This window comes from Fictibacillus sp. NRS-1165, assembly GCF_050468105.1.
Taxonomy (GTDB): Bacteria; Bacillota; Bacilli; order Bacillales; family Fictibacillaceae; genus Fictibacillus_C; species Fictibacillus_C terrinigri.
Genome location: NZ_JBDPNU010000015.1, coordinates 1 through 15936 on the forward strand (window position 1 = coordinate 1; position 15936 = coordinate 15936).

General features: G+C 41.5%; 20 protein-coding genes and 3 pseudogenes. 5 read left to right on the forward strand and 18 right to left on the reverse strand.

From position 1 onward, the window contains the following. Positions 1 to 194: 194 nt before the first annotated feature. Positions 195 to 1073, forward strand: coding sequence for a phosphatidylinositol-specific phospholipase C/glycerophosphodiester phosphodiesterase family protein (locus ABHN01_RS05330; RefSeq protein WP_429874699.1), 879 nt, complete (start codon positions 195 to 197; stop codon positions 1071 to 1073). Positions 1074 to 1245: 172 nt separating this feature from the next. Further along, complete coding sequence (locus tag ABHN01_RS05335; protein WP_429874700.1) at positions 1246 to 2307, forward strand: sulfite oxidase; 1062 nt, start codon at positions 1246 to 1248, stop codon at positions 2305 to 2307. Positions 2308 to 2404: 97 nt separating this feature from the next. Here the strand turns inward: ABHN01_RS05335 and ABHN01_RS05340 are convergent. The 16 genes and pseudogenes from ABHN01_RS05340 to ABHN01_RS05415 form a co-directional block, all read right to left on the reverse strand. Next, a pseudogene (locus ABHN01_RS05340) lies at positions 2405 to 2887 on the reverse strand (hypothetical protein). 6 nt (positions 2888 to 2893) lie between these two features. Continuing rightward, a complete protein-coding gene (locus tag ABHN01_RS05345) occupies positions 2894 to 3172 on the reverse strand; it encodes an RDD family protein (RefSeq protein WP_429874701.1) in 279 nt (92 codons plus the stop codon). 311 nt (positions 3173 to 3483) lie between these two features. Continuing rightward, positions 3484 to 3699 carry an alpha/beta-type small acid-soluble spore protein gene (locus ABHN01_RS05350; protein ID WP_290401106.1) on the reverse strand — a complete coding sequence of 72 codons (216 nt, stop codon included), beginning with the start codon at positions 3697 to 3699 and terminating at the stop codon, positions 3484 to 3486. Positions 3700 to 3854: 155 nt separating this feature from the next. Further along, positions 3855 to 5318 (reverse strand): flavin monoamine oxidase family protein, encoded by a 1464-nt coding sequence (locus tag ABHN01_RS05355; RefSeq protein ID WP_429874702.1) that lies wholly within the window; start codon positions 5316 to 5318, stop codon positions 3855 to 3857. Between the two features lie 174 nt (positions 5319 to 5492). Further along, entirely contained in the window at positions 5493 to 5825 is a 333-nt protein-coding gene (locus ABHN01_RS05360; protein ID WP_429874703.1) for a TipAS antibiotic-recognition domain-containing protein, read from the reverse strand. Positions 5826 to 5863: 38 nt separating this feature from the next. Further along, complete coding sequence (locus ABHN01_RS05365) at positions 5864 to 6001, reverse strand: hypothetical protein (RefSeq protein ID WP_429874704.1); 138 nt, start codon at positions 5999 to 6001, stop codon at positions 5864 to 5866. 33 nt (positions 6002 to 6034) lie between these two features. Next, positions 6035 to 6154 (reverse strand): MerR family transcriptional regulator, encoded by a 120-nt coding sequence (locus tag ABHN01_RS05370; RefSeq protein WP_429874811.1) that lies wholly within the window; start codon positions 6152 to 6154, stop codon positions 6035 to 6037. Positions 6155 to 6354: 200 nt separating this feature from the next. Continuing rightward, a pseudogene (locus tag ABHN01_RS05375) lies at positions 6355 to 6674 on the reverse strand (MOSC domain-containing protein). Further along, positions 6557 to 7207, reverse strand: coding sequence for an MOSC N-terminal beta barrel domain-containing protein (locus ABHN01_RS05380; protein ID WP_429874705.1), 651 nt, complete (start codon positions 7205 to 7207; stop codon positions 6557 to 6559). Before ABHN01_RS05380 ends, ABHN01_RS05375 begins: the two are co-directional and overlap by 118 nt. A 253-nt stretch (positions 7208 to 7460) precedes the next feature. After that, positions 7461 to 7661 (reverse strand): cold shock protein CspC, encoded by a 201-nt coding sequence (gene cspC, locus ABHN01_RS05385; protein ID WP_290401103.1) that lies wholly within the window; start codon positions 7659 to 7661, stop codon positions 7461 to 7463. Positions 7662 to 7876: 215 nt separating this feature from the next. Next, a pseudogene (locus ABHN01_RS05390) lies at positions 7877 to 8917 on the reverse strand (alkene reductase); the annotation flags it as partial. A gap of 96 nt (positions 8918 to 9013) precedes the next feature. Beyond that, positions 9014 to 9484 (reverse strand): DUF523 domain-containing protein, encoded by a 471-nt coding sequence (locus ABHN01_RS05395; protein WP_429874706.1) that lies wholly within the window; start codon positions 9482 to 9484, stop codon positions 9014 to 9016. A 27-nt stretch (positions 9485 to 9511) separates the two neighbouring features. After that, positions 9512 to 10420, reverse strand: a complete 909-nt coding sequence (locus tag ABHN01_RS05400; RefSeq protein WP_429874707.1) for a DMT family transporter — start codon at positions 10418 to 10420, stop codon at positions 9512 to 9514. Between the two features lie 31 nt (positions 10421 to 10451). Further along, complete coding sequence (locus ABHN01_RS05405) at positions 10452 to 11210, reverse strand: alpha/beta hydrolase family protein (RefSeq protein ID WP_429874708.1); 759 nt, start codon at positions 11208 to 11210, stop codon at positions 10452 to 10454. A 5-nt stretch (positions 11211 to 11215) separates the two neighbouring features. Then, entirely contained in the window at positions 11216 to 11521 is a 306-nt protein-coding gene (locus tag ABHN01_RS05410) for an antibiotic biosynthesis monooxygenase family protein (protein ID WP_429874709.1), read from the reverse strand. 254 nt (positions 11522 to 11775) lie between these two features. Beyond that, positions 11776 to 12183 (reverse strand): carboxymuconolactone decarboxylase family protein, encoded by a 408-nt coding sequence (locus ABHN01_RS05415; protein WP_429874710.1) that lies wholly within the window; start codon positions 12181 to 12183, stop codon positions 11776 to 11778. Positions 12184 to 12304: 121 nt separating this feature from the next. Here ABHN01_RS05415 and ABHN01_RS05420 point away from each other — a divergent pair, with 121 nt between their 5' ends. Continuing rightward, on the forward strand, positions 12305 to 12754 hold the full coding sequence (locus ABHN01_RS05420; RefSeq protein ID WP_429874711.1) for an Lrp/AsnC family transcriptional regulator: 450 nt from the start codon (positions 12305 to 12307) through the stop codon (positions 12752 to 12754). 314 nt (positions 12755 to 13068) lie between these two features. After that, a complete protein-coding gene (locus ABHN01_RS05425; RefSeq protein WP_290401096.1) occupies positions 13069 to 13332 on the forward strand; it encodes a DnaA N-terminal domain-containing protein in 264 nt (87 codons plus the stop codon). A 323-nt stretch (positions 13333 to 13655) separates the two neighbouring features. Here the strand turns inward: ABHN01_RS05425 and ABHN01_RS05430 are convergent, their stop codons facing one another. After that, on the reverse strand, positions 13656 to 14462 hold the full coding sequence (locus tag ABHN01_RS05430; RefSeq protein ID WP_429874712.1) for a helix-turn-helix domain-containing protein: 807 nt from the start codon (positions 14460 to 14462) through the stop codon (positions 13656 to 13658). A 156-nt stretch (positions 14463 to 14618) separates the two neighbouring features. Between ABHN01_RS05430 and ABHN01_RS05435 the strand changes: the two genes are divergently transcribed. After that, positions 14619 to 15236, forward strand: coding sequence for an SAM-dependent methyltransferase (locus tag ABHN01_RS05435; protein ID WP_429874713.1), 618 nt, complete (start codon positions 14619 to 14621; stop codon positions 15234 to 15236). 59 nt (positions 15237 to 15295) lie between these two features. Here ABHN01_RS05435 and ABHN01_RS05440 read toward each other — a convergent pair whose 3' ends face one another. Continuing rightward, entirely contained in the window at positions 15296 to 15781 is a 486-nt protein-coding gene (locus tag ABHN01_RS05440; RefSeq protein ID WP_429874714.1) for a DUF3995 domain-containing protein, read from the reverse strand. Positions 15782 to 15936: the final 155 nt, after the last annotated feature.

The following is a 15936-nucleotide window of genomic DNA, read 5'->3' on the forward strand; positions in this document are numbered from 1 at the left end:
GTCAGTCCCTTGAAAAAAAAGGGATGAAATCCTGCGAATTCATGAGTATTTAAGAGATATTCCTTAGTTACCGAGGGAGTTGAATTAGTATTGAACAAATGAATCTTGATTTTTTGTTAAGTTTCTATTGATTTCATTTTTTCGTCATGATTATGAGCTAGAATGGTAGTGAAATTGAAGTGGGGAGGAAAAATATGAAACGATTGAGATTAATGGTGTCGGTGGCCATAACAGCTATAACGATGTCCATTGCAGCCATACCAGTTTTTGCAGAAACTGAGCCAAATGATTCTAAGATTGTGCCCCTTGCCAAAGCCCATGCGCATAACGACTATGAACATGAAAGGCCGCTTTATGACGCACTCGGCCATGGCTTTACTAGTGTAGAAGCAGATGTATGGCTAAAGGATGGAAAATTACTTGTGGCTCATGATGAGGTCGATGTCAAACCAGAACGGACGTTAAAATCTTTATATTTAGAACCACTCAAACGAAAAGTTACTCAAAACCAAGGATCAGTATACAAAGGTTCGGATCAGGATTTCTTGCTATGGATTGATATTAAATCTGAAGACGTGGCCACTTATAAAAAAATTCATCAACAGCTTGCTGATTATCAAAAAATGCTCACGAAATTTTCAAAGGTTGGCGTAAACGAAAGTGCGGTAACCATAATTATTTCAGGAAATCGTCCAAGAGATTTGATGGAGAACCAAGCCGTTCGTTATGCAGCTTATGATGGCAGAATGAGTGATCTAGGAACACCTGCTTCCAATGAATTCATGCCCGTAATCAGCGATAACTGGACGAAACATTTTACATGGCAAGGTGAAGGTGAAATGCCTTCAGAAGAACGAGACAAGCTGAATCGTATCGTAAAAACTGCACACAACAACGGACAGATGGTCAGATTTTGGGCGACACCTGATCTCGACCTTCCAAATCGTAAAGCTGTATGGGATGAGCTCATGAAGGCGGATGTAGACTTAATCAATACCGATGATCTTCCCGAACTACAAAAGTATATACTCGAAAACGATCCAAACCCTACCCAGCAGCATATCGAGTGGTAAAAAAACACTTACTTGAATTCGCGAAACATTGACCAGCCAAAGGATGCCCAGAGCATCCTTTTTTAGTTGTATCGATAAAATGCTCGTTATTTGGATAAAAGGCTGATGGAAATAGAAAATGCGCGACTCACATATGCTTTAATATCTATTTCATTGTAAAGAGGGGATCTATATGCAGGATTTCGGTCAAATCGATGTTAAACCATACTTAACTACAAAATCATTAGTGCCGGAAAATCAAGAAACTCCTATACAATTTTCAAATAATGATATTGTCCACCCTAAGCTTTTCTATAGAAGGAATCACTTTACTTATCCAAACTTTACTTTCTATTTCCTTACAGTCGAGGGGCTTGTTCATACTTCAAAGGCATTTTCTCTCCAGGATATTTACTCTTTTCCTTCAAAGAACGTAAAAGCTGTATTGGAATGCTCCGGTAATAAACGGGGATTATTTCAACCTAAAGTTTTTGGGGAGCAGTGGGGTAAAGGAGCAATAAGTCAAGGAATTTGGAAAGGGGTTTCTTTAAGAATATTATTACAGCATACGGGACTTCTTAATACGGCTAAGGAAATTGTTTTTGAGGGTCATGACTTTGGAGAAAGGCCTGATTCTAACCGGATTGTTCATTTTTCAAGAAGTCTGCCTATAGAGATAGCTCTTGATCCAGATACAATCATTGCCTATCAATATAATAGTCGCCCCATACCCTTTAAGCATGGTTTCCCTTTGAGGCTAATTGTTCCAGGTTGGTATGGCATGGCGTCCGTTAAATGGATCAAAAAGATCACTGTGATCGACAGGGCTTTTAAAGGACCTTTTCAAGCCAAGGATTATATCTATTATCCCAATAAAGAAAATGAAAAAGGGAAATTTCCTGTTACAAACATTAATGTAAATTCCACTATCCAGTTTCCCCGTGAAATGCAATTGCTGCATAAAGGCATATATGAAATAAAGGGAATCGCCTGGACAGGTAAAGGAAGTATAGAAAAGGTAGAAATAAGCTTTGATGAGGGACACACTTGGGAACCTTGCCAATTAGATGCGATCCCCCAAAAATATGCATGGGTTTCTTGGAATTATAAATGGAACGCAGCAAACGATGGTGAATACGCCATACGATCAAAAGCCACTGACACTTATGGCAATGTTCAACCATTTGATCCATTTTGGAACAAAAAAGGATATGGGTACAATGCACATGACCGTATAAAAGTGAAAATCGAGTAAGGACAACTGGATTCCTCCCCCTTGTAATACCCATCTTGGATCCCTATCTTATACAGGAAGTTTACTCTGAGAAATATGAAAGGGAGAGGTTATTCATTTATCTAACCGGTTGTTCCGTCATTCTTTGACCTTTAACGAGCTTAGTAAACACATACCGAACAAAAGGTCCCATAATGAAAAGCTGGAGAGGGAAAGCAAATATGAAATTTTTTAAAGCAATGGAAAAGTAACTTTTAAGTAATGATTCTTCACCCGGGCCATTATAAAAACAGGCGGTCCCCAAAGAGACATAAAAAGAACCATTCCAACCACCATAAAAAATGAAAGGGATAGTATAACAAAGAGCTTCTTTGATTTGTCATACGGCAAAGACAAAGCTATTTTATGTGCCGCTGGACCGACAATAAATAACTCCAGCAGGAAGGCAATAAAAAAACCCATCTAAAGCTGGATAAGAATGGCTTTGAACGGTACTTTGCCAATGATGCCATTGATAACTAAATTATAAAATGTCATGAATACGACCATACCCAAGCACATCATTAGCAAAATAAAAACTTTCTTTCTTCGTTGTTGGCAATTTCCATCATCCCTTCCCCATTTTTCGTTTTCCCCAAGTTGCATGAAATCTCGTCCCCTCACCTATGGCCAAATACAGATATACGGGCAGCGTAATGAATAGGAATCCGGTCATTTCCGCAGTCAAGGCGTTTTCACTGAACAGCGGAATGAGCAATGGACGTGCAAAAAAAGATACCCCGAACAGCAGAAAGAAATAACTCAGAATAATAACATAGTCCCACAAAAAAGCGATGAAACGTGTTCCGGGCGATACATTCTTTAATTTTTCTAGCCGCTCCTCCACTGTTTTCAACTCCCATCACCACGATGCCTATACAGCAGCTTCATATAACACTATTTAATTATTTAAGTTTATATTCAACGCTAGTTCTGATAATATTTACATTTATTTAACAAGAAAAAACGGATACATCGTTGTCCTTTTGTTTATGCTGAATGATATGGGGATAACTGCTATAGGCAGGTGTTGTTATCCATTGTTGTTTTAACAGGCGGCTACATTCAGCGGACAATACGAAAAGACTGCCTATTGGTTAGGCAGCCTGATCCATTATGTTTTGATTAAGAATGTAAAACTTATGCATTATTGATCAATTAGCGAGTTCCAAAGCCTCCAGATAGTTGCGATTGTGCTTGAGCAACAAGTCGTTTTGTGATCTCACCACCTACTGAACCGTTCGCACGAGAAGCTGTGTCAGCTCCTAGTTGAACACCAAACTCAGTAGCAATTTCATATTTCATTTGATCTAGTGCTTGTTGTGCACCTGGTACCAAAACCTGATTACGATTCCCACCACTACGATTTGCCATTATGTATTCACCTCCTTTTTCCATAACATCTCACTTTAAATTGTTTTTTATGCAATAATTTTTAAAATGTATAATTTATGATTCCGTTTCTCTAATTAATCTGCCCGATGATCATAAGAAAAGCCGCCTCGGAGGGCAGCTAGTTCCGTTCTGGCTTACGGCTTTGATCTTGGCAGATTGGTAACTTCATGTGCAACCCGTATTCCGGATTGAATCGCCCCTTCTATCCAGGCTGGGGCTGTTGAAGTATGTTCGCCAGCAAAATGGACCCTTCCTTCAGGCGTGGGGATAACTGGAAATAAGTCGGTCTCCTGCCCAGGCTTAAACATAGAAAAAGCCCCCCCTGAAAACTGATATTGTGACCAGCTATGAGAAGCGCCTGTTAGAAATCTTGAATATATTTGATTGCCATGGATTAAAGATAAATTGTCTAATGCATTTCGGATTCGGTCACCTTCGGGCAAGTTATCCCATGACAATGTATCATCTTCCCATGTATAGCTGGCTAAAATGATGCCTGATCCGGTTGAACCGATTAAATGGCTGGGATAATAAGCAAACCTGATCGGTAAGTCCGTCATCAATTTCCCGCCTCTTATCCCTTCCTTTTCCCAGAATCGCTCTTTAAATTGCAGACCGATTTTCGTTGAGGAAACGTAATGAAGCTCCCGAATCGCTTTCCTTTTGTGATGTGAAAAAGCAGGCTGAGTCTCCACAAAGGATAACACTGAAAACGGAATGGTGATAATGGCTACATCCCCTGTAACTGTTAAAGGCTTTTGACTTTGTGTATGTCTGGAATGAATGGTTACTTCACTATTGTGCTGTTCAATTTTTGTCATTTGATATCCTAAAAAGAGGTTTTCTTTTAATTGAGGTAAAAAAGCCTTAGGAAGCAGGTCATTCCCACCGACTACTTCGTAAAATTTGACACCGGCGCTAAAGAGAGGCAATAGTTCTCTGAGGATGGCCGGAAACGAAAGTTCAGGAAATCCCTCAAGACCAAGGAGTACTTTAATGCTTTCAATTGCGCCTGGAGATAAGCTCATCCCTACAGGATTATATTGCAAAAAAAAAGACATGGGATACTTGTCAAAGTCTCTTACGACTTGTTTCCAATTCTTAATGGGGTCTTTAAGGATAAAGTCAGCAACCGGTTTAATCGCTGTCATTAATAATTTTTCAGCTGTCTTCCCTTTCTCATGCGGAGCAACAGGGTAATTTAGCATGTCTGGATTTCTCTCATATGCCACCTTATTGGTTTTTATACCATTTGCATAGATCAGGTCATTGGGAGTCGTATTTAAGAACGAGTTAACGCGCAATTGAAATTTTTTTATATATTCTAGGACCAAATAGTGATCATGGGGAATCCGCATAGCTCCAACATCAAGATACATATTATCAACGAAGGGGCTTCGCATCGTGTATACACGGCCCCCAACCCTCGCGGTAGCTTCCAGTAACGTTACGTCATGACCAGCATCCTTTAATAAGGAAGCTGCAACCAATCCCGACATCCCTGCCCCAACAACCACTATTTTTTTTTGGACCTGCGATAGACCAAGTCCATTTCTAATATAGAAAAGCATCTGTTCTGTCGTTAACTGTCTGTTCAAATGACATGCCTCCTCTCGACCGCCTCACAAAGTTATAACGCCTTTTGATTGCCGTGTGTATAACTGACTTCTAAAGTTTATTCTTAAGGAGAAATAACTATGTTTGTAAGTTGAGGTGCTAAAAACAACTAAAAAAACCGTATGCACTATTTGGCATACGGTTTGGTTTGAGAATCATTTAAGGTGTGAGATGGCCTTCTTGATGTAGTCAGACAGCTGTTGACCTATTCCAAATTTCTCTCCGATTTGTGGGTTCTCTCTGTAATACCTTTCAGCGGCCTTGGAAATCTCGGGATCTCCAAAACTCAGCTTATCGAGGAATTCATTCCATTGTTTGGCCAAATGTGTGACATCCACGTTTTCCGGCGGTGTCCCCTTCTCATATTCCACACGGATTTTTGCAGTGATTTCAGCCCATTCAATCACATACTCCTTTCGTTTCTCCAGTCCAAGCTGTTTGAACATCTTTTCCTGCTGTTCTTTTGTAAAGTATTTATCTTTATTCAAGTTAATCACCTCTATTAAATTTATAAATTGTTCATGCGTTACTTCTTGCTGACTAATAAGCAATTCATATACTTTCTGAAACGGCTGCATAACAGTTCTTGCAGCCGAATACTCTTTTTCACATCATTCAACTGTACTTTGATCAGTTCAACCGGATTGAAATTTCGATTGTCCATGATCTCCTTAATCTCCTCCAACGCAAATCCTAACTACTTAAGTGACATGATTTGCTGAAGCCTTACGATATCTGATTCTGTATAAAGCCTGTGACCCGAATCTGAATATTTTGAAGGAGAAAATAGTCCAATCTTATCGTAATGATGTAGCATGCGTACCGTAAGTCCGGTTTGTTTAGCTAATTCTCCAACCTTCCAGTTTTTATTATACAGGCTCAACCCCTCATTTCGTACGAATTGTTTTTGCCGGCAACCTTACTATACAACCTGACACTGTGTGAGCTTCAAGCCCCTTCAATCATTTTTTTTAAATGAGGTAAACAAAAAAAAGAGCTGCATACGCAACTCCATATTCATTCCAGAAGGTGGACCTCATCACCGTTGTGCAGTTCCCCCGTTTTTATGACCGCAGCATAAACGCCAAAATGATTGTTTCTTTCTTGAACAACCGTTTTAAGTAAAGTGGAATCTCTCTCTGCTTTTCTGGGTGAATGGTAATAATCATACACCTTTCACAATGCCTTTTTACTTGAATTTCCACTTCTTTTCCTATCCTTAGCCGTTTGCCAAACCATGTCTCTTCAATAAACGGTATCTTTTCTTGTAGGGATATATATAAATTAGGACGAAAACGTCGATAATCAAGTTCTGTGTTACCCCATTTTCTTTTAATTGATCTAGTGAAGCATCCGTAATCAGTTGAATATGTTCTTCTTCAATGGCCCCTAGTGGAACAGCCGAAGGTGTGTATGAAACAAGGGAGATTTTCCGTTTCGATTTACTTTCTATTTCTTTCGTTAGTTCTTTATCTCCCCAATGAAAAATGGGGCCCTCAGGCGTCACTATTTCGACTTTAGGATACCGATCGATTGACTCTTCTCCGGCAAACCTCGCTTTATATCGGACCATTTCTGGGAATTGTGTGATCGTCAAAAACTTTCCTTTTCGTGTTTCATCCAAAAAAGCGTGGCTGCGGTCTCCATACAAACCATATTTCATTATTTTTGTTTCCTTGACACTTTCTCCATAGAAAGATTTCACAGGATGTCGAATGATTTCTTTGATATGGCCAATTAAACATTTAATCCACCTCACCCTTTTCCCTGTCGTATCGCCCCTGTCCAAAGATGGCTTCAGGAATTGCAAGTTTATTAATATCCATGCAAATTTCTCTATATTTAATAAATTCCCTTTAATAAAACTCATAATGGACCCTGCTTCTTACTGCAATTTTAGCTAAGGAATTAAATCTCCCTGCATACGGTAACTAAATTTCCCATTTTAAAATTAGGATATCTCCTGTCACTATGCTATACTTAGTTAAACCATTTAAACGAGCATCACTTTACTTGTGCCATTTACCCGCTCTTGCGTTGAGCGGGTTTTTTCATTGCACTTTTTTTAGAAAACAAAAAAACAGATCCTTGTAAGAAGGACCTGTTAAATAGAGAAGAGCTAATTATGCTTTTTGAACATTGGCAGCTTGAGCTCCACGAGCACCTTGCTCAACATCAAAAGTAACTTTTTGACCTTCATCTAATGATTTGAAACCATCAGTTTGGATAGCAGAGAAATGAACGAATACGTCGTCTCCACCTTCACGCTCGATAAATCCAAAACCTTTTTCTGCATTAAACCATTTAACTGTACCTTGCTCCATATATGTTGCCTCCTAGTGTGTTAAACACACAATGTGTTACTATCCTTGCCCAAAGTGATCATCAAGATCATCAGATGAAAAGTAAAATAGTTATTCTAGTTTTACACCGAACAAAAATAATTCTTTTTTAGAATAACAGAAAATAGAAATTAAAGCAAATTAAATGAAAGAAATAGGTACTGCCTTTTTCGAGGCAGCTGGTCATTTCGTTTCTATTACACTAATTGAATTAAATGTTTTTGGGCTTCATACTCGACAAGTGGCTGATCCTGTTTAATACGCGCCAGATAATCCGGATTGGCAATCAGCGGCCGGCCAATGGCGGCCACATCAATTGTACCTTTTTTCAATGCAACTTCTGCTGTATTTGCATCAAGTCCACCTACACCAACGATAACTCCATCCCAGTGGCTGCGTACCAATTCATGCAACGTTAATCCTCTGGCGATGGGTTTGGTAAATTCCATGGTAGAAGGGTGAATCATTTGAACGCCTGTTTCTTTAAAAGCATCAATAAATGTTTGAATGGCAGCTTCAGGGTCTTCCCACATGTATGTAGGCTGATCAATCTTAAGAGCCGAGAAACGAATAAGGGTACGGTCTGCTCCGACAGCATCAATGACTGCTTTTAGAACTTCTTTCATAAACGTAAGACGCTGTTTCAAATCACCGCCGTACCGATCCGTCCTTTTATTTGAAACGTCCGAGTTAAACTGGTCGATTAAGTAACCGTGTGCACCATGGATTTCGACGCCGTCAAAGCCAGCTTCCATCGCATTTTTTGCAGCTTGTGCGTATTGATTCACGACTTCTGCAATTTCTTCCTCGCTCATTTCTTCAGGAACATCGAAAGGTTTACCGAACCGTGACACTTTTCCTTCAGCAGCAATAGCAGATGGCGCCTGTGGAGGAAGCCCTCCTGCTATTTCATGGTGGCTTGCCCGGCCGACATGCCATATTTGTGCAATGATCGTTCCGCCTTCAGCGTGTACCGCGTCGGTGACTTTTTTCCAGCCATCGATCTGTTCTTGAGTGTATAGCCCAGGTACGCCAGGATTCCCCTTTGCTCGAGGTGAGATCACAACACCTTCTGTAATGATGAGTCCGATTCCATCCTGAGCCCGCTTTCGGTAATATTCTACGATTTGATCATTAACCACACCGGTTTTGTCATCGGCAAACGCCCGTGTCATAGGCGCCATTGCTGTTCTTGTTCTTAAGTTCCATGCACCAATGGTTACAGGTTCAACAAGCTTAGAAATTTGACTCAATTGAATTCCTCCCTTAACCTCTTATTGTTTGAGAAAACTTACTTTAAGTAATCGTTAAGAGTAAGATTATACGAGAAGAGCCTAATAATCAAATGATTGGATCCGGTTAAGAAAGTCATCTTCTGACAGCACTTGAATGCCGTTTCTTTGCAGAAGTGCTGCTGTCACACCATTTCCCGCTATTTTTGTTCCTTTAAATTCACCGTTATAGATGAACCTGCTTCCACAGGAAGGACTGAACTCCTTGAGGACGACCGTATCAGCTTTCAGCTCTCTGGCTTTTTCAAGCGCAGCATTTGCTCCTTTTATGTACAGTTCTGTAACGTCTCTTCCTGATTTCTCATGCACCCTCGCTTTACCATCAAGAACGTGTTCTCCATGCCCGCCAACTATTTCTGCTGGTTCTCTCGGTGTTGGAAGACCGCCAAGCAACTCGGGACATATAGTTACGGCCTTATTCTCTTCTATTAGTTTCCTGATTTTTGTATTAAGACAATGGGTGCCATTATACCTTACCTCTAAACCAGCTAAGCAAGCACTGATCAGTATCACATCATCACCTCCACCCATAATTCCACATCATGCTGTCTTCTTTTTCACTTTCAATGGCTTCTTATCCAGGACATTAACAACAAGAACACCCGATATTGCAACTAATCCGCCGATAAGCGAAAGGGTGCTCGGCCACTCGTTCAGCCAGATCCACGCTGTCAATATCGCGACAGCCGGTTCCAAGTAGATCATGCTGGCCACAGAGCTGGCATTACCTGATGAAAGAGCGATCGCCCACGTGACATAAGCAATGGCTGCCGGAAAGACTCCTGCATAAATCGCACAAAGATGAGCCTCCATGGTGGCGTGCTGTATCGAATCAAAGAGTCCCGGAGAGAACCAGAAAAATGGAATCGTACCTGCCCACGTCATATACGCCGTTAATTCAATGGGGGTATACCGCTGAAAGAACGGTTTTTGATAAACAAAAAAGACAGACGTGGCTACAGCAGCCATCAAAACTAAAAGGGCTCCTCTGGAAATGGTCAGGGACGGGCCTGCACTCCCCAGTGTGATCAATACCACTCCCGCCAAGCCGATGCCAAGGCCGATCCATCCGAACCTCCCCAACCGCTCTTTAAGCACAAAAACTGCGATCAGCGCTGTAAAGACAGGTGCTGCTCCAATCAGCATGCCGGCTGTTCCTGCGGAAATGGTCTGCTCACCAAATGTTACTCCGATATGATAAATGCTGATGCCGATCCATCCAAGCAGAAGAAGCCTAAAAAGGTCTTCTTTTTTCGGCAGCCGAAATTTCACCCCCGGCCACAAGGCGTAAAGGATAAAAACACTGGATGCGATGAAGTAACGGGTGAGAACTAAGTGGCCCGCCGAATAGCCGCCATGCAGACCCGCTCGGATCGCCGCAAATGTTGATCCCCAAATGATAATCGTAATGAATGCCATAATGAAAGCCTTAGCGTTCAACTTTTCCACCTTCAGTTCTATAAATCCTGTTTAGAAAGCTCTATTTTTTCAGAAATCGAATACTGTGACCAAATAGCTCCTCGATCCAGCTTAACCTGGAGAATACATGGTTAACATCCTCCATTAAATGAATCACGCGATCGTTGTTTAAATAAGCATCGTAATACCTTTGTCCGTATTCATGCGGAACCGTCTGGTCATCTGTTCCATGGATGATCATGACCGGATTCGTATATGCTGTGATATCGTGATAGAGATCGCGGCCCTTTAAGTCTTCATAAAATGCGCGGCCCAGCTCAAGTCCGTCTAAATCAACATTCCCATTCGGAAGCTTGGGGTACTTTTCAAAGTAAGAAGCGGCCAGCTTATTCATGTTGCCGGCTGGCGCCCATAAGCACACTTTATGTATGTTATCTGGAATTTCTTTCGCTACTTGGACAGCAACTGCACCGCCCATACTGTGCCCCACTAACATCATTCTTTCTGGATCTGCCCAGTCCATTTCTTTTACGAAATTCACGATCTCCCTGCCCTCATGTACCTCGCCGCTAAATGTCATCTCTGAAAAAGAACCGTCACTTTCTCCTGAACCGGAAAAGTCAAACCTCACACAGCCAATTCCCTGTTTTGCCAGCTCACGGGAAAAGCGCACCCATAAGAAGTGGTCATCCATTTTCGATCCAGTAAATCCGTGAAACAGAATAGCCACGGGCACTTTTACAGGACCGTCTGATACTGGCTTATGAGCCATCCCGCGCAGTGTTAATCCATTGACTTCAAGTGTTATCGCATATTCCATACGGATCAGCCCATCTCTTCTAAAGGCACGTTTTCAAAATGTTCAACGGTTGGAAAGGGATCATAGAAATCGTGCAGCTGATGCTTCCATTCTTGATACTCACTCGATTGCCTGAATCCAACGGTATGATCCTCTAATGTTTCCCACTTCACCAGCAATAAATATTTGCCATTAACTTCCATGCAGCGCTGCAGTTCGTGTGAAATGTAGCCTTTCATAGACGAAATGATCGTTGAGGCCTGACGAAACGCTTCTTCATATTCCTCCTCCATGCCTTGCTTCACCTGCAGCATAACCGCTTCCAATATCATGTCACCACTCCTTTTTTTAACAGTATAACATGAAGAAAAAGAGCTGCCGAAGCAACTCTTATCCTTGCACTATACGGATTTGATCATCGCAAAGACATCGGTTCTTCCGTTATTGCCATTTGCTTAACAAATCCGCATTTTTCATAAAGTTCAACAATCGAAAACTGTATATTCATCCCCTCTAATTTAAGATCTTTCCATTTGCTAGTTCGACATGATGAAGGGGTTTACCTTTTCGATTGAGAGTTTACATTTTAAGCTTCCAATTTCATCATCGCTCCAAAATATTGGGAAGCGGTTGTAAACGCCATGAACGCACAAAGCTCACTGATCTCTTCATCAGAGAATGATTCTCTCAAGACATTGAAAATGGAATCCGGCAGATCTCCTTTCGTCTTCAGGAACACCTCGGTAAAACCGATGGCAATCGATGTTTTCTCATCAAATAGATGCGGTTCAGGCTTTCCTTTTGCTTTGCAGTACTCACAGCCATTTTCCTGGGCTAATGCCCTTCTCACCTGCTCTTTCAGCTCGGAGGAAAGCCTCACATCCTTCCCCAAAACCTCCCCTAAACGGCTCCATGAGTCCATTATCTCCGGGTTATGCCCTAACAGTTTTTGAAACGGGGTAGCCCCGAAATTCGATTCCTGTATCCTTGCCATTATTCTAACCTCCTTGTACATTTAGGATAGCAAAGCTCCTGGTTGCTTCCCATTAAATGGGGAATGTACTTTCCCCGATTACTTTAAGAAGAAAATGAGTTTAGGAGGATTTCTTTAAGAAATGAAAATTGACGATATGGATAGAAGAATCATAGATGAACTGAGCAAGAACAGCCGCTTATCGATGAGTGAGCTTGGCAGAAGGGTTAACCTCTCTTCACCCTCTGTCACAGAGCGCGTAAGAAGAATGGAATCGTTCGGCATCATTAAAAAGTATACGGTGGAAGTAGATTATGAAAAGCTGGGGCAGCCGATCCAATGCATGGTGGAAGCCACCATTAAAAACGGGGACTACAGGTCCTTCAAACACTTTATCGAGAGGCTGCCGAACGTGGAGTTCTGCTACCGTATTGCCGGCAATGCGTGTTTTATGCTGAAGCTGCAGTTCCCGACATTCGCGAAAGCAGAAGAATTTATTGAACACGTAAACCCCTATGCCCAAACCGTCACCCATTTTATCTTTTCACAGGTTGAAACGTCTGGACGGGCTTTCTATGAAACGAACGTTTAAAAAAGTTTAATAGGCCATTGTACGTTTTTCCATATTTTGTTTAAATTTGCAGGACCCAAATTAAATAATAGTCACGTTGAAAACAAATGTTGTCTAAGAAGATTAACCTAAGGAGAGGGTATAATGACCACGATTGGAATCGATTTGGGGAGAACACGAATCTCAACTAATAAAAGGGCAGAGCCCCTGTGCGGGCTTCTGGTCTTTGTTTCATTTTCTGCATTTTCTGTATAACAAGCCCTTTCTTTGGAAATACCGTTCCCAAAGTATGATAAGATTAAATTGATCAGTTGAGGTAAAGGAGAGTAGTGTAAATGGACGCTCAAATCTTGTGGGATGAAATTTTGAAAGAGATTAAGGAAAAAATAAGCGGTCCCAACTTCGAGACATGGTTCAGTACGGTCATTGCCCGTAACATTGAGGGTAATACCCTCATACTGCTTGTTGATGATCCAATCCAGCAGGAATGGCTGGAAGCCAGATATACCTCAACCGTTTTAGAAGCCGCTTCCAAAGTAAAAGCAAGCATAAAGCATGTAGCCTTTATTTATAGAGAAGCATCTCCCTACATTAATTAAAGAGTAAACGCCTCCGAATAGGAGGCGTTTACTCTTTAATCAGTATAGTATCCGGATCATCCAGCCAGCCCTGCAGCCTGCTAAAGTACTTTCCAGTATGAACGCCGTCCACCAGGGCATGATGGGCTTAAACCGATACCGGCATCTTGATACTGCCATTCTCTTCAACAAAATTTCCCCCATGCGATTCTTGGAATGCTGTCTGGGGGTCTTCTTTCCTTCTTCTATTTAAACAAATGTTTAATTAATTAGTTTCCTTTTTCAAGAATGCCCTTTATTTTCTTTAAATCTACTATCCTTGCTCCCTCCGATTTTTAAGGAAACTATTTATTTTCAACGTAATTTTTCAGAAGGGTTCCGAGAAGATACTCCCATCCTTTCGCGTGCTCTTGTTCCCATTGCTCTTCCAGCAGTCCAGATGCGGAATGGGAAAGTTGAAGCAAGGTTCCTCCATCTTTCTCGACAAGACGGTACGTATAGGCACTGTTTACAGCTCCGCGCATGCCAAGATGTCCGTACAGACGAATTTCTTCCGGAGCATTTACATAATAAACATTGCCCCAGACTGCCCCCTCATTATCCCCCCATTTTTCCATAAAGAGCCCTCCCGGCACTGGATCAAATGTAAAATGGGAAGATACCCCCTTTGGCGCAATGCGGAACTCCCACCAATCCCCTGCTTTTTCTGTTAATGCGTGAAAAACCTCTGCCCTAGTTGCATTGATGAAGATCTCTTGTTCAATATGAAAATCCTTAGTGTTTGCCATCGTTTCATTTCCTCCTTTTTGTTCTGCAAGCGACTGCAGGTTTAACAATGAGCTGGCCGTTGTCTCCATATATTTACCTACCCAGCGGTTATGCACTTCTTGCAGCGGCACTGCATTGAGAAAGTTTCTTTTATATTTGCCTTCACGCCGAACCAGCACCAGATTCCCTTCCTCCAGAATCCTTAAATGCTTCATGATGGCGTAGCGCGTCACATCGGGAAAATATTCGATAAGTTCACCCGTAGTTTTCGGCGATTGCTTCAGAAGATCCAGTATGTGCCTTCGGATCGGGTGTCCCAAGGCTTTAAATACAGTAGAAAGCTTCTCATCCATTCCAACAATCCTTTCAGTCGAATTAAACATGTGAACAAAGGGTCACCTGTATTAAGTGACCTAATAGTAACATGTTATGCAGTGACATTCAACTTACTTGTTCAAAAAAGAAAAAAATTTCATAAGTGTTTGTTCCTGGTATTGTGATATTATTTATTTTAATTCTTGATATTGAGGTGAGTTCAGTTGAGCAGTGTCGAGCAGTTTAAAAAGTTAGATCTGGAGAGAATTGTTTTTATCGGAAGAACCTTTGAGGAGTATTTGGATATGTTTTCTCTTTCTGTAGAAGCACTGAAGGGAAAGAAAATACTTGATTGCCCAGCGGGAGCATGTTCTTTTACGGCGGTCGGCAACAAAACAGGTTTAGACGTTACAGCTTGTGATATTACGTATTATTTTTCTGATGAGGACTTAACAAACAAAGGCCATTTGGATATCGGCCATGCTTTGGAGCATATGGAGACAGTCAAGAGCAACTACGTATGGAGTTATTTCAAGGATATGGAAGATCTTAGAAAACATCGTTTAAACGCCTTAGATGACTGTTCCAAAGATATGAAAGACTCCAGAGAGCGATATGTTCCTGCTGCTTTGCCTTCTTTGCCGTTTGAAGATGCAGAATTTGATATTCTTCTTTCCGCACATTTCCTTTTTACGTATGCTGACCGGTTAGATCACCAATTTCATTTGGAAACTCTAAAAGAGCTGCTGAGGGTTACTAAAGAAGAAATTTGTATATTCCCATTGGTCGATTTGGCAGGAAAACGATATAAATATTTAGAAATAACCTGCCCCATAAGTTAAAAAAGAAAAGCTGCCAGATTGGGCAGCATGATCCTGGATCCTGGAGGACGCATCCGTATTTAGAAATCGTTGAGCGGATTCACTTTGTACAGGTAAAGCCGAGTTGTCATCACAAAAAGAATAGCACCAATCATCACATAGGCATCAAAAATTCGACCTGCCCAAGTTACATACTGTGATTCTGCACTCCCGAAGAAACCATATGGAAGGATTCCGGTTAATCGAAAAATCTGGTCGATAGCACCACCGCCACCCCGTAGGACAAGGAGTATACACCCCGACCAAGCTGGGATTGAGACAGTCCACCTTGGTACTGTCCTGCCCCACGCTCGAACTGCTGCGAGTGATACAAAAATACCGGCAATGCACATCATAGTAACTACAATGTTTGCCATCCATTCAAGTGAATCAGCGTGGTGAGTCCCTGGATCGCTCGAAACTGCATAGTATCCTCCGAAAGCGGAGTAAATATGAGCTGCTCCAAAAATAATCATCCAAATACAGGCTGCGTATGCTGCTCTTTTTTGCTCTTTTTCTACTTTCACCAACGGTTACCTCCCTCAAAAAAAATTGATAAAGGTTCAATTAATCCATCCCTCGTTACCCATCTACTCCTCGGTCAGTGATAGTCATCCTAAAATGACCCATTACTGCCATTTTTTATAGTATAGGAAGCGCCGATAAACAGGAGGTAAACAGA

Excerpts from the sequence above, each read along its gene's own strand:
- ABHN01_RS05330 (WP_429874699.1), top strand. The coding sequence starts at position 195 with ATGAAACGATTGAGATTAATGGTGTCGGTGGCCATAACAGCTATAACG.
- ABHN01_RS05335 (WP_429874700.1), top strand. The coding sequence starts at position 1,246 with ATGCAGGATTTCGGTCAAATCGATGTTAAACCATACTTAACTACAAAA.
- ABHN01_RS05350 (WP_290401106.1), bottom strand. The coding sequence starts at position 3,699 with ATGGCAAATCGTAGTGGTGGGAATCGTAATCAGGTTTTGGTACCAGGT.
- ABHN01_RS05365 (WP_429874704.1), bottom strand. The coding sequence starts at position 6,001 with ATGGACAATCGAAATTTCAATCCGGTTGAACTGATCAAAGTACAGTTG.
- ABHN01_RS05370 (WP_429874811.1), bottom strand. The coding sequence starts at position 6,154 with ATGCTACATCATTACGATAAGATTGGACTATTTTCTCCTTCAAAATAT.
- ABHN01_RS05380 (WP_429874705.1), bottom strand. The coding sequence starts at position 7,207 with ATGAGTTTTATTAAAGGGAATTTATTAAATATAGAGAAATTTGCATGG.
- cspC (WP_290401103.1), bottom strand. The coding sequence starts at position 7,661 with ATGGAGCAAGGTACAGTTAAATGGTTTAATGCAGAAAAAGGTTTTGGA.
- ABHN01_RS05405 (WP_429874708.1), bottom strand. The coding sequence starts at position 11,210 with ATGGAATATGCGATAACACTTGAAGTCAATGGATTAACACTGCGCGGG.
- ABHN01_RS05410 (WP_429874709.1), bottom strand. The coding sequence starts at position 11,521 with ATGATATTGGAAGCGGTTATGCTGCAGGTGAAGCAAGGCATGGAGGAG.
- ABHN01_RS05415 (WP_429874710.1), bottom strand. The coding sequence starts at position 12,183 with ATGGCAAGGATACAGGAATCGAATTTCGGGGCTACCCCGTTTCAAAAA.
- ABHN01_RS05420 (WP_429874711.1), top strand. The coding sequence starts at position 12,305 with ATGAAAATTGACGATATGGATAGAAGAATCATAGATGAACTGAGCAAG.
- ABHN01_RS05425 (WP_290401096.1), top strand. The coding sequence starts at position 13,069 with ATGGACGCTCAAATCTTGTGGGATGAAATTTTGAAAGAGATTAAGGAA.
- ABHN01_RS05430 (WP_429874712.1), bottom strand. The coding sequence starts at position 14,462 with ATGTTTAATTCGACTGAAAGGATTGTTGGAATGGATGAGAAGCTTTCT.